10 protein-coding genes are annotated in these 12,478 nt (G+C 67.2%); 3 read left to right on the plus strand and 7 right to left on the minus strand.

Features of this window, described 5'->3' with window-relative positions; translation table 11 throughout:
• Positions 1-427: 427 nt before the first annotated feature.
• Positions 428-1,531, minus strand: a complete 1,104-nt coding sequence (locus QFZ69_RS13125; RefSeq protein WP_306918756.1) for an ROK family glucokinase — start codon at positions 1,529-1,531, stop codon at positions 428-430.
• Between the two features lie 175 nt (positions 1,532-1,706).
• Between QFZ69_RS13125 and QFZ69_RS13130 the strand changes: the two genes are divergently transcribed.
• Entirely contained in the window at positions 1,707-3,527 is a 1,821-nt protein-coding gene (locus QFZ69_RS13130) for a long-chain fatty acid--CoA ligase (protein WP_306918757.1), read from the plus strand.
• A 78-nt stretch (positions 3,528-3,605) separates the two neighbouring features.
• On the opposite strand, the gene QFZ69_RS13135 is transcribed toward QFZ69_RS13130, so the two are convergent.
• A complete protein-coding gene (locus tag QFZ69_RS13135; protein WP_306918758.1) occupies positions 3,606-7,001 on the minus strand; it encodes a pyruvate carboxylase in 3,396 nt (1,131 codons plus the stop codon).
• A 307-nt stretch (positions 7,002-7,308) separates the two neighbouring features.
• Between QFZ69_RS13135 and QFZ69_RS13140 the strand changes: the two genes are divergently transcribed.
• Positions 7,309-8,145 (plus strand): ParA family protein, encoded by an 837-nt coding sequence (locus QFZ69_RS13140; RefSeq protein WP_306918759.1) that lies wholly within the window; start codon positions 7,309-7,311, stop codon positions 8,143-8,145.
• 92 nt (positions 8,146-8,237) lie between these two features.
• On the opposite strand, the gene QFZ69_RS13145 is transcribed toward QFZ69_RS13140, so the two are convergent.
• The 5 genes from QFZ69_RS13145 to gcvH form a co-directional block, all read right to left on the minus strand.
• Positions 8,238-8,834, minus strand: coding sequence for a MerR family transcriptional regulator (locus QFZ69_RS13145; RefSeq protein WP_306918760.1), 597 nt, complete (start codon positions 8,832-8,834; stop codon positions 8,238-8,240).
• Positions 8,835-9,106: 272 nt separating this feature from the next.
• A complete protein-coding gene (locus QFZ69_RS13150) occupies positions 9,107-9,610 on the minus strand; it encodes a bifunctional nuclease family protein (protein ID WP_306918761.1) in 504 nt (167 codons plus the stop codon).
• The gene (locus QFZ69_RS13155) at positions 9,610-10,326 is read right to left on the minus strand and encodes a MerR family transcriptional regulator (RefSeq protein WP_306918762.1); all 717 of its coding nucleotides are present in this window, start codon (positions 10,324-10,326) and stop codon (positions 9,610-9,612) included. The genes QFZ69_RS13150 and QFZ69_RS13155 overlap by 1 nt, the downstream gene beginning before the upstream one ends.
• A gap of 23 nt (positions 10,327-10,349) precedes the next feature.
• On the minus strand, positions 10,350-10,826 hold the full coding sequence (locus QFZ69_RS13160; protein ID WP_306918763.1) for an FHA domain-containing protein: 477 nt from the start codon (positions 10,824-10,826) through the stop codon (positions 10,350-10,352).
• Between the two features lie 135 nt (positions 10,827-10,961).
• Complete coding sequence (gcvH, locus tag QFZ69_RS13165) at positions 10,962-11,348, minus strand: glycine cleavage system protein GcvH (RefSeq protein WP_306918764.1); 387 nt, start codon at positions 11,346-11,348, stop codon at positions 10,962-10,964.
• A 194-nt stretch (positions 11,349-11,542) separates the two neighbouring features.
• Here gcvH and QFZ69_RS13170 point away from each other — a divergent pair, with 194 nt between their 5' ends.
• Entirely contained in the window at positions 11,543-12,412 is an 870-nt protein-coding gene (locus QFZ69_RS13170) for an Fpg/Nei family DNA glycosylase (RefSeq protein WP_306918765.1), read from the plus strand.
• Positions 12,413-12,478: the final 66 nt, after the last annotated feature.

Raw genomic sequence — 12,478 nt, forward strand, 5'->3', positions numbered from 1 at the left:
GCAGCGCAGCGAGGACGAACGACGTTGACAGCGACAAGCCGCGGCGCACGATCATGGCGGCCCGGAAAGCCAGCGCCCGGTCCGGATCGATCAAGGAGGTGCCCGGAAGCCCTTCACAACCCGGCTCAGCGGTGAGACGCTGGAACCGACGAAGGGCCGGATCAGACGCCGTTTCCGCTATGGCGGACGCTTCACGCGTTACGCCGAGGCTAGCTTGGCGCCCGGCCCTTCGCCCATGGCAGCAGCCCGAACGACGCCAGATGACCCTGTACACACAGAGGCCGCATAAGTCAGCGTGGGCGCTGCCCCATCCCTCGACGTCGGGCCCCAGCCGCAAACCGCAAGCCACAGCACAAAAGCCGCCGCCGCGTCACCGAGGAGGCACTGCCGCATGCCCGACGATGCTATTGACAAGACCTATAGCCAGCTAGCCGTGCATGCGGCTGCTGACCCGGGACAGGTCCGCGGCCCCGATCAGGCCGGCGTTCGGACCGAGTGCAGCGAGTTCGATCCGCGCCGCCGGACGGAACCCTCGTCCGGTCAGGTTCCTGGCGAAGGCCTTCCGGGCCGGTGCCACGAGCAGTTCGCCGGCGTCGCAGAGTCCGCCGCCAATGACGAATGTTCCCGGATCCAGCGCGGCGGCCAGGTTGGCCAGGCCCAGCCCGAGCCACTCGCCGACGTCTTCAAGGAGCTCGCGCGAGGTGGGATCCCCGGCCTCGGCCAGATCCGTGACGATCACCCCCGTGATGCTGTCCACCCGGCCGTCCACGACCTTAAGCAGCTCCTGGGCCACCGGCGAGTTGGCGGCCGCCAGCTCGCGTGCCTCCCGGCCGAGCGCATTGCCGGAGGCGTACTGTTCCCAGCAGCCGCGGTTGCCGCATTCGCACCGGTGGCCGCCCGGCAGAATGACCTGGTGGCCGAATTCCCCCGCCACGCCGAAGCGGCCGCGCTCCAGCCGACCGTCCATCACCATCGCGCCCCCGATGCCGGTGCCGAGCGTGATGCAGACCAGCCGGTTCTCTCCCCGCCCGGCCCCGAAGCGCCACTCGGCCCAGCCGGCTGCATCGGCGTCGTTGGTCAGCAGCACGGGGCGGCGCAGCAGCCGCTGCAGATTGTCCCGCAACGGCTCATTGCGCCAGGCCAGGTGCGGGCTGAACAGCACCGTCCCGCCGTCGAGGTCCATCCAGCCAGCGGCGCCGATCCCGACCGAGCGGATCCGGTGCCCCCGGCCCAGTTCCTCGACGAGTTCCACGATGACCTGTTCCACTGCCCGGGGGTCATTGCCCGGGGTGGAGCGCTTGGCCTGGCTCAGGATCCGGCCCTCGGCGTCCACGACCCCCGCGGCCACCTTGGTGCCGCCGATGTCCACGCCGATGGCGAGACCCTTCCGCCCCAGCCTCAGGTGCTCACGCAGCCCCTGCCCCGCGGCCGTTCCACCGGTCCCGCCGCCCGCACGGTCAAGGGTCCGTCGCCGCCAGGCGGCAGGCCTGCGGTAGGGGGCGGGGTGCGGGCCGGGCATCGGTGTGTGCATGGTTCCACATTCTATTCGCCGGACGGCCGGTGTCCGGGGATCGCCGGGCTTGGCGCCGGAACGGGCCTTAGCCATAAAGTTACCCACGAGTAGTGGCGCGGAACACATTCGGCGCAGCCACATACTAGGCTTAGCAGTACCCCGCTGCGGGTCTATGGATATCTAAGGAGCTATCGTGCGAGAAATCAGTGTCCCGCCCCTGGTGGACGTCCCCCCGGAATGGAACGTCACGGACCTGGTGCTGCGCCAGGCCGCCAAGGCGTCAAATCCCGCCCTGTTCTCGCGCCTTGATGCTGCGGGCCAGTGGCAGGACGTCCGGGCCACTGATTTCCTGGCCGACGCCTCCCTGCTCGCGAAGGGCCTGATGGCCAGCGGCGTTGCCGCCGGCGACAGGGTCGGCATCATGTCCCGCACCCGGTACGAATGGGCCCTCATCGACTTCGCCATCTGGTTTGCCGGCGCCGTGTCCGTTCCCATCTATGAGACCTCCTCCCCGTCCCAGGTCGCCTGGAACCTGGGCGACTCGGGCGCCGTTGCCGCCTTCGGCGAATCCGCCCATCACGAGGACATCATCCGCCAGGCTGCGACATCCGAAGGCCTGACCGCGCTGGCGCACGTCTGGCAACTCGAGGGCACGGGCCTGGATGAGGTCCGCGCGGCAGGCACGGAGATCAGCGACGAGGAGCTGGAGTCCCGGCGCAGCACGGCAGGCCTGACAGACATCGCCACGATCATCTACACCTCCGGGACCACGGGCCGCCCCAAGGGCTGCGAACTGACGCACGGCAACTTCGTGGAGCTCTCCGAAAACGTGCTGGCCACCTCGCTCGGCGCCGTCGTGAACGAAAATGCCAGGACCATCATGTTCCTGCCGCTGGCGCACGTCTTCGCGCGCTTCATCTCCGTGCTGGCGGTGGCAGCCGGCGTCACCGTCGCGCACACCCCCGACATCAAGCACCTGCTGCCGGACCTGCAGAGCTACCAGCCCACCTTCATCCTCGCGGTACCGCGGGTCTTCGAGAAGGTCTACAACTCCGCCCTGACCAAGGCCGAAGACGGCGGCAAGGGCGCCATTTTCCACCGTGCCGCGGACACCGCCATCGCGTACTCGCGGGCCCGGCAGACCGGGAAAGTGGGCCTCGGGCTCAAGCTCCAGCACGCGGTGTTCGACAAGCTCGTCTACAGCAAGCTCCGCGCCGCGATGGGCGGACAGGTGGCGCACGCCGTTTCCGGCGGCGGCCCGCTGGGCGAACGCCTCGGGCACTTCTTCCAGGGCATCGGCATGCAGATCCTGGAAGGGTACGGCCTGACCGAGACGACGGCCCCGGTCACCGTGAACACCCCGGAGCTGATCAGGATCGGCACCGTCGGCGCCCCGATTCCCGGCAACGCCGTCCGCATTGCCGACGACGGCGAAATCCTCGTCAAGGGCGTGTGCGTCATGCACGGCTACTACCAGCGCGAGGACCTCTCCGGGGACGCCTTCGAGGACGGCTGGCTGCGCACCGGCGACATCGGACAGCTCGACGAGCAGGGGTTCCTGACCATTACGGGGCGCAAGAAGGAAATCATCGTCACGGCCAGCGGCAAGAACGTCGTTCCTGCCCTGCTCGAGGACCAGATCCGCGCCGACGCGCTCGTCTCGCAGGTGCTCGTGGTCGGTGACAACCGCCCGTTCATCGGCGCCCTCGTCACGCTCGACGAGGAGGCCCTGCCCGGCTGGCTGCACCGCCACGGCCTGCCGGCGTCGACGACCCTCGCCGAGGCGACCGACAACGCGGTCATCAAGGCCGCGGTGCAGGAGCTCATCAATTCCGCCAACCAGTCGGTGTCGCAGGCCGAGGCCATCAAGTCGTTCCGGATTGTGCCGGCCGACTTCACCGAGTCGTCCGGACACCTGACCCCGTCCATGAAGGTCAAGCGGGCCCAGGTCTTGAAGGACTTCGAGGACGTGATCGAGGAGATGTACAGCTCCCCGCGTCCCGCCCACGCATAGCAGGCGCATGATCACAAAGAAGGGTCCTTCCGGCTTCCGCCGGAAGGACCCTTCTTTGTTGCCGCCGATCCGGAAGCGTTACTCGACGACCAGGAGCAGGTCCCCGCCCTGGACCTGTTCCACGGCGCTGATCGCAAGCCGCGACACGGTGCCGGCCACCGGCGTCGTGATTGAGGCTTCCATCTTCATGGCCTCGATCGTGGCTACGGTATCGCCTGCCTTGACCGTGTCCCCGGTCTTGACGGTCAGGGTGACGGCACCCGCGAACGGGGCGGCCACCTGGCCCGGCTGGGCGGTGTCGGCGCGTTCGGCCGCCTTGACGTTGCTGACCACGGAACGGTCGCGGACCATCACCGGCCGGGACTGGCCGTTGAGGGTGCACATCACGGTGCGCATGCCCTTCTCGTCCGGTTCGGAAACGGCTTCGAGCGAGGCGATCAGGCGGACGCCCTTCTCCAGCTCGATTTCGTGCTCCGCGCCGCGCTGCAGCCCGAAGAGGTAGTCGCGGGTGTCCAGCACCGAGAGGTTGCCGTACGTTTCCACGCTCTTCAGGTAGTCCTTGGTCGGTCCGGCGAAGAGCAGCCGGTTGAGGGTGTGCTGCCGCGTCCTGGAATCGGAGTTGAGGGCGGCGCTGTCCTCGGCACTGAGCTCGACGTCGCGGACCTTGACGGTGCGGCCCTGCAGGGCTTTGGTGCGGAAGGGTTCCGGCCAGCCTCCGGGCGGGTCGCCCAGTTCACCGGAGAGGAACCCGATCACGGAGTCCGGGATGTCGTACTTCTGCGGGTTCTCGTTGAAGTCCGCGGGGTCGGCATTGAGGCCGACGAGGTGCAGGGCGAGGTCGCCCACCACCTTGGAGGACGGCGTCACCTTCACGAGCCGGCCAAGGATCCGGTCCGCTGCGGTATACATGTCCTCGATGGCTTCGAACTGCTCTCCGAGGCCGAGCGCCATTGCCTGCTGGCGCAGGTTGGAGAGCTGGCCGCCGGGGATCTCGTGCTGGTAGACGCGTCCGGTGGGGCCCGGCAGGCCGGACTCGAAGGGTGCATACACCCGCCGCACGGCTTCCCAGTAGGGTTCCAGCGCGCACACGTTCGCGAGGCTGAGTCCGGTGTCGCGCGGGGTGTGGGCCAGCGCGGCCACGAGCGCCGAGGCCGAGGGCTGGCTGGTGGTGCCGGCCAGCGACGCCGATGCCACGTCCACCGCGTCCACGCCGGCGTCAACGGCAGCCAGCAGCGTGGCCAGCTGGCCGCCTGCGGTGTCGTGGGTGTGCAGGTGGACGGGAAGGTCGAACCGTTCGCGCAGCGCACCGACAAGGCGCGCGGCGGACGCCGGGCGCAGCAGCCCGGCCATGTCCTTGATGGCCAGGATGTGCGCGCCGGCGTCGACGATCTTCTGGGCCAGCTCGAGATAGTAGTCCAGGGTGTAGAGCTTTTCCTCCGGATCCAGCATGTCCGCGGTGTAGCACAGGGCGACCTCCGCGACGGCGGTGCCCGTATCGCGGACGGCCCGGATGGCCGGGGCCATCTGGTTGACGTCATTGAGGGCGTCGAAAATGCGGAAGATGTCGATGCCGGTGGCCGCCGCCTCGTTGACGAACGCGACCGTGACCTCTTCCGGGTACGGCGTGTAGCCCACGGTGTTGCGTCCGCGCAGGAGCATCTGCAGGCAGACGTTCGGCAGCGCCTTGCGCAGCGCGGCCAGGCGGTCCCAGGGGTCTTCGCCCAGGAATCGGAGGGCGACGTCGTAAGTGGCGCCGCCCCAGGCCTCGACGGAGAGCAGTTCCGGGAGCAGTTTCGAGACGGCCGGGCCGGCCGCCACCAGGTCCCGGGTCCGGACCCGGGTGGCGAGCAGGGACTGGTGCGCGTCCCGGAAGGTGGTGTCCGTGACGGCCACGGCATCCTGGGCACGCAGGGCCTGGGCGAAGGCTTCCGGTCCCAGTTCCTGGAGCCGCTGGCGGGACCCTGACGGGGCCGCGGAGTCGTCCGTGACGGGGAGCTTGTCGGCGGGGTCACTGTGGACCGTGAGTTCGCCGTTGGGCTTGTTGACGGTGACCTCGGCGAGCCAGGTCAGCAGCTTGGTACCGCGGTCCGCGGAAACACGGGCCTTCAGCAGCTGGGGGCGTTCGTCAATGAACGAGGTGGCCACGTTGCCGGCCACAAAGTCGGCATCGTCCAGCACGGCCTGCAGGAAGGAGATGTTGGTGGACACCCCGCGGATGCGGAACTCCGCCAAGGCGCGGCGGGCCCGGGCCACGGCGGCCGGGTAGTCGCGGCCGCGGCAGGTGAGCTTGACCAGCATCGAGTCGAAGTGCGGGCTGATCTCGGCACCCGAGTAGACGGTGCCGCCGTCGAGCCGGACACCGGCGCCACCGGCGGAACGGTAACCGGTGATCTTGCCGACGTCGGGCCGGAAACCGTTGGCGGGGTCCTCGGTGGTGATGCGGCACTGCAGGGCTGCGCCCTTGAGCTGGACGGTCTCCTGCGAGAGGCCCAGGTCCGCGAGGGTCTCGCCGGCGGCGATCCGCAGCTGGGCCTGGACGAGGTCGACGTCGGTCACTTCCTCGGTGACGGTGTGCTCGACCTGGATGCGCGGGTTCATTTCGATGAACACGTGCTGGCCGGCGCGCTCCCCGACGGTGTCGACCAGGAACTCCACGGTTCCGGCGTTGACGTAGTTCAGCGCCTTGGCGAACTTCACGGCGTCGCGGTAGAGCGCCTGCCGGATGCCTTCGTCCAGGTTCGGTGCCGGGGCGATCTCGATGACCTTCTGGTGGCGGCGCTGGATGGAACAGTCACGCTCGAAGAGGTGCATGACGTTGCCCTCGGCATCGGCCAGGATCTGGACTTCGATGTGGCGGGGGCGCAGCACGGCCTGTTCGAGGAACATCGTGGGGTCACCGAAGGCGGCGTCCGCTTCCCGCATCGCGGCCTGCAGGGCTTCGGGCAGTGCCTCCCGGGTGTCCACGCGCCGCATCCCGCGGCCTCCGCCGCCGGCAACGGCCTTGGCGAAGATCGGGAAGCCGATTTCGTCGGCGGCGGTGATGAGTTCGTCGAGGTCCTTGGACGGCTGGCTGGACTTGAGGACGGGGACGCCGGCCTTGCGGGCTGCCTCAAGGGCGGCAACCTTGTTGCCGGCCAGTTCCAGCACCTCAGCGGGCGGACCCACGAAGGTGATGCCGGCTTCGGCGGCGGCCCGTGCCAGGCGCGGGTTCTCGGAGAGGAAACCATAGCCGGGGTAGATGGCATCCGCTCCGGCTTCCTTGGCCACACGTACGACCTCGTCGACGTCGAGGTAGGCCCGGACCGGATGGCCCTCTTCGCCGATCAGATATGCCTCGTCGGCTTTCTGGCGGTGGATCGAATTACGGTCCTCGTTGGGGAACACGGCTACAGTCTTGGCGCCGAGCTCGTAGCCGGCGCGGAAGGCACGGATCGCGATTTCGCCGCGGTTGGCCACCAGAATCTTGGAAAACATACTTCTCCTGCATCATCGCGGGCGTATCGGTAAGTGCTCACAGTGTCTAAGACCGGCCTAGGCAAACACAAATCATTGTGGCCACCGTCACAGCATTATGCGTCACGTATGCCCCGGCGCGCACGGCAGCCGGCTGGGCGGGCAAAGCTTCCCGAGGATCTGCCGCCCCTCCACCCGATGAAACCGGAATCGACGGACCGTCAACATATGATGAAGGAGTGGGTGGCGCATGCTCGCCCCGGCTCCTTGGAACGCAGGAGCCGGCAGGACCCGTCCCGGCAACCGGCGTTAGGTATTGGTTTTTCTCGTGCAAGTAGTCAGCATCAGCAGCCTCAAAGGCGGTGTCGGCAAGACATCGGTGACCACCGGATTGGCGTCCGCAGCGATGGCCGCCGGCATCCCTACCCTCGTCGTCGACCTTGACCCGCACGCGGATGCGAGCACGGCCCTCGGAGTCCGGCCGGCGGAGCAGCTGGATATCGGCCGGATGCTCAAGGCACCCCGCCGCGCACGCCTGGCCGAGAACGTTGTTCCCAGCGGCTGGGTGGAACGGGCCGGAAGTAACGGCTCCTCCCCCGCCGGCTCTGCTGCGTCCGTCCTTGATGTGGCTGTCGGGTCCGCCTACACCGGCATCTACGACCGGCCGGATCTTGGCCGCCGCGACCTGCGCCGGCTCGCCGCGGTGCTGGCCGGAGCCAACGGCTACGAGCTGGTTCTCGTCGACTGCCCGCCGTCCCTCAACGGGCTCACCAGGATGGCATGGTCCGCGAGCGACAAGGTGACCCTGGTGGCAGAACCGGGGCTTTTCTCCGTTGCCGGCACAGAGCGCACGATGCGGGCGATCCAGCTGTTCCGGAAGGAATTCGCCCCGAACCTGTCCCCCGCGGGCATTGTTGCCAACCGGGTGCGCAGCGGTTCCGCCGAGCACGCCTTCAGGCTGTCCGAGATGCAGTCCATGTTCGGTGACCTGCTTCTCGCCCCGCACATTCCGGAACAGGCCAACTGGCAGCAGATCCAGGGTGCGGCCCACTCCATTCACCACTGGCCCGGCGACTCGGCCAAGAACACTGCCGCGCTCTTCGACGCACTGCTGGCGAACCTGCTGAAGACCACCGGCAGCGTCCGCAACCGCAGCCAGCGCTAGGCCAGCGTCCGGCGTCTCCGTCCGGGACAGACGGCAAAGGCCGCCTTCCGGGGGAAGGCGGCCTTTGCCGTGTGTCCGGGTTGTCCGGGGGGTCAGCCCGTCTTGCGGGTGGCCCGGCGCTTGCTGAGTTCGTCGTCGGGGAAGGACTGGACCGCGGCGTGTTCGCTGGGAAGCGCCGCGAGGCTGCCCTCCACTTCACGCCAGACCCGGCCCACGGCGATGCCGAAGACTCCCTGCCCGCCCTGGACAAGGTCGATGACCTCGTCAGCCGAAGTGCACTCGTAGACGCTGGCGCCGTCGCTCATAAGCGTGATCTGGGCCAGGTCCTCGACGCCACGCTCGCGCAGGTGTTCCACGGCCGTGCGGATCTGCTGGAGTGAGACGCCCGTGTCCAGGAGCCGCTTGACGACCTTGAGGACCAGGATGTCCCGGAAACCGTAGAGCCGCTGGGAGCCCGATCCGGCGGCACCGCGCACAGCGGGTTCCACGAGCCCGGTCCGGGCCCAGTAGTCCAGTTGGCGGTAGGTGATGCCGGCGGCCTTGCAAGCGGTGGGCCCGCGATAGCCTGCGTCTTCGTCCAGGACGGGAAGATCCTCGGTGAACAGCAGACCCTGGGCACCGCTGGCGGGTACGGCCACGCCGGCCGCCGGGGTCTGCTTAAGCTCGCCCGCTTCGCCTTTCGGACTCACGTGGATCCTCCTTGTCATGGCTCCCCGAGGGAAGTTGCAGCATCACCGGTCAGCTGACCGGCTGAGTTACCAACACACGGCGCAAAATTCATCCGTGTAATTAGGCCGGGCTGCACATTCCAGTGTGACTTGCGCGGCTGTTGTATGCAATGGGAACTTGTACCTCCGACGTTAGGCCCGCCGGAGCCCAAGGTCAAAGACGTTGGGCCTATTCGGGAGGCGTGTCGAAAGTTTCATCCTCGACTTTAACCTTAACGGAACCTTTTACCGGCTCAGCCGGCGAAGTCCTCGGGCTCGACGTCGTCGAGGAACTCCCGGAAGCGCCGCAGCTCGCCTTCTTCATCGACCGCCGGGCCGGGGTGCGTGTCCTCGCCCTCGTCGTGTTCGGTGATCCGGACACCGGCCTCGTCCATGACGGCGTCGGCGCACCAGATCCGGCATTTGGCGCGGAGCGCGAGGGCCAGCGCATCGGATGCCCGGGAGCTGACGGTGGTGCCGTTCTCGAACTGGAGCTGGCCGTAGAAGATGTTGTCCTCCACCGCCACGATGTTGACGCTGACGATGCTGTGCCCCAGGGACTCCACGACGTCCACCAGCAGGTCGTGGGTCATGGGCCGCGGCGGGACCACACCCTGCTGCGCCAAGGCGATGGCGCTGGCTTCCGGCGTGCCGATCCAGATCGGCACGTGGCGTTCCCCGTGGATCTCCTTGAGCAGGACCAGCGGCTGGTTGGACGGCAACTCGATCCGCACACCTACAATCTCCACCTCGATCATCAGATGTCCATTCTCGAAATGCGGTCCTGGACCAGGGCCCGGTGCAGCGAGAGGCACAGCTCGCTGAGTTCCCGCGCAGCCTCGGCGGCGCGGGCCTGGGAGGCGGCGTCCTTCCGTGAGGTCAGAGTGGCCACCGCACGCTCCACGAGCCCGAATTCGCGGTCTGCAGCTGCCTGGAAGGGCCGCAGGTGACGTGGTTCCAGGCCGTGGGTCTCCAACTGGACGCAGGCGCGCGCCACCTGGAGGGCATTTTCGTCGAACTTTCCGTTGACGTGCCCGATCAGGCCGTAGCTCAACAGGGACTCGAGCAGCGGAACACTGGCGCCGGACTCGGCGCGGAGCTGTTCCTCGCTCAGCCGCCGCACCCGGTTCTGCAGCTCGGCGGCCAGCTCCGCGGACACAATCCGCGGTGACACCGTGACGCCCTGGGGCAGGTTGTCCGGTCGTTCGCCGCGGTCGATCGCGTCAAGGTAGTCCTTGATGACCTTCAGCGGGAGGTACTGGTCGCGCTGGAGGGACAGCACGAAGCGCAGGCGCTCAACGTCGCTTTCCGCGTACTGCCGGTACCCGGCAGGTGTCCGCCGCGGATTGATGAGGCCCTTTTCCTCAAGGAACCTGATTTTGGACGCGGTCATGGTGGGGAAATCGTCACTCAGTTGAGCCAGGACTTCCCCGATGTTCAGGACCTGGGGTCCGCGCCGTTCCGCTTGTGCCATTGCCACAGGCAGCTACCCCGGAATCAGTCGTTGCCTGCTGCGCGGGCAGGGCTCAGGTAGAAGGTGAGGCGGAACTTCCCGATCTGCACTTCGTCGCCTGACTTCAGCTCCACACTGTCGACGCGGTCATGATTCACGTAAGTGCCGTTCAGGCTTCCGGTATCCACAACTTCGAAGCTGCGTGCCGTGCGGCGGAACTCGACATGGCGGCGTGAAACCGTGACGTCGTCGAGGAAAATGTCGGCGTCCGGGTGGCGGCCCGCCGTCGTGATATCCGAATCCAGCAGGAAGCGAGCGCCGCTGTTCGGCCCGGAGTGCGCGATCAGCAGGGCGGAGCCGAACGGCAGCGACTCGACGGCCGTCCGCTCGTCGGCGGAGACTTTCGGAGGGATGGTGGGTTCGTCGCGCACTGGGGTGAGGTTGATCGACGTGGTCTCCGAAGCTTTCACTCCACCCGCGCCGCGACGGTCACCTGTGGCCTTCCGTTCGTGCCCAAACATTGAATCCTCCTCATTCGTTGCAGGTGTCCCCCCTGCAAACAACGCATACCGTCCGGAAATGCCTGGCAGATCCGGTGCGGCCCCGGGCGGGCCGTCGAACGTATCGCAAACGGCCCGGCCCGTAGACCGTTTCCTTTAGCCTACCTGCTGTTCGTACTCCGACGCACTGAGCAGCGACTCGACGGCGTCGGGCTCGGCCAGCTTGATTTCAATCAGCCAGCCCTCGCCGTACGGATCCGAGTTGATCAGGGCCGAATCGGTATCCAGCGCCTCGTTCCGGGACACCACTTCGCCGGAGACGGGGGCGTAGATGTCGCTGACGCTCTTGGTGGATTCGACTTCGCCGACGACGTCGTTCGCCTTGATCGCGCTGCCCACCTCGGGCATCTGGGCGTAGACGACGTCCCCGAGGGCGTCCTGGGCAAAATCGGTGATGCCCACGCGCACGACTCCGTCGGCGTTCGGGGCCGAAACCCACTCGTGTTCTGCTGTGTAGGACAACTCTTCGGGAATGATGCTCATGACGGGCCTTTCATCGGGTCAATCACCAATGTCAACGGCGGCCATTCGAACTGCCCGCCGCTGAAAGTATAGGCAGATGCGGCCGGCGCCCGGGAGGACTCTGCCATGATGGTGCCATGACAGAACTTGCACAGGCAGCCGTTCTGACAAGAGACGCAGGCGGCCTCGACAGCAAAGCCGATAAGGGCTAGGCGATGCCCGAGCTTCCGGAAGTGGCGGCCCTGACGGACTTTCTCGACGAGCACCTGCGAGGAGCTGTGCTGACGAAGATCCAGATCGTCTCGTTCGCGGTACTCAAGACCGCGGATCCCCGCTTCGCCGAACTCGAGGGCAGGGCGGTCACCGGGGTCCGCCGCTTTGGCAAGTTCATCAGCCTGGAGGCGGATGGATTGCATTTTGTCTTCCATCTGGCGAGGGCCGGCTGGGTCCGCTTCACCGACACCCCCACGGACATCCAGCTGAAAATGGGTAAGGGACACATAGCGGCACGGCTGTCGTTCTCCAGCGCCACCGGTCAGCTCGGCCTGGATCTGACGGAGGCCGGCACGAAGAAAAGCCTCGCGGTCTATGTGGTCAGGGACCCCTACGACGTTCCCGGCATCGGGGCGCTTGGACCGGACCCGTTCAGCGCCGGGTTCGATGTCGACGCCCTGGCGGGGATCCTGGGTTCCAGCTCCCAGCAGGTGAAGGGCCTGCTGAGGAGCCAAAGCGTGATCGCCGGCATCGGGAACGCTTACAGCGACGAGATCCTGCACGCAGCCCGGACGTCACCTTTCGCCATCGCAAAGTCCCTGGACCGGGACGCGGTCCAGGGACTTTACGACGCGATCCACAACATCCTGGGGACGGCCCTGAAGGAAGCGCACGGCAAAGCGCCATCGGAACTCAAAGACGCCAAGCGCAGCCACATGAGGGTTCACGCCCGGACCGGCGAAGCCTGCCCGGTGTGCGGTGATACCGTCCGGGAGGTTTCATTTGCGGACACTGCCCTGCAGTACTGTCCGACCTGCCAGACCAAGGGAAAGATCCTGGCCGACCGCCGGACGTCGCGCTTCCTGAAATAACCGGCGCGCGAAGTCGCGGGTGCGCCTCCGCGACTCCGTGGGGAAACAGAAAACCCCGCCATTCCC

Source organism: Arthrobacter sp. V1I7 (assembly GCF_030817015.1).
Classification (GTDB): Bacteria; Actinomycetota; Actinomycetes; order Actinomycetales; family Micrococcaceae; genus Arthrobacter.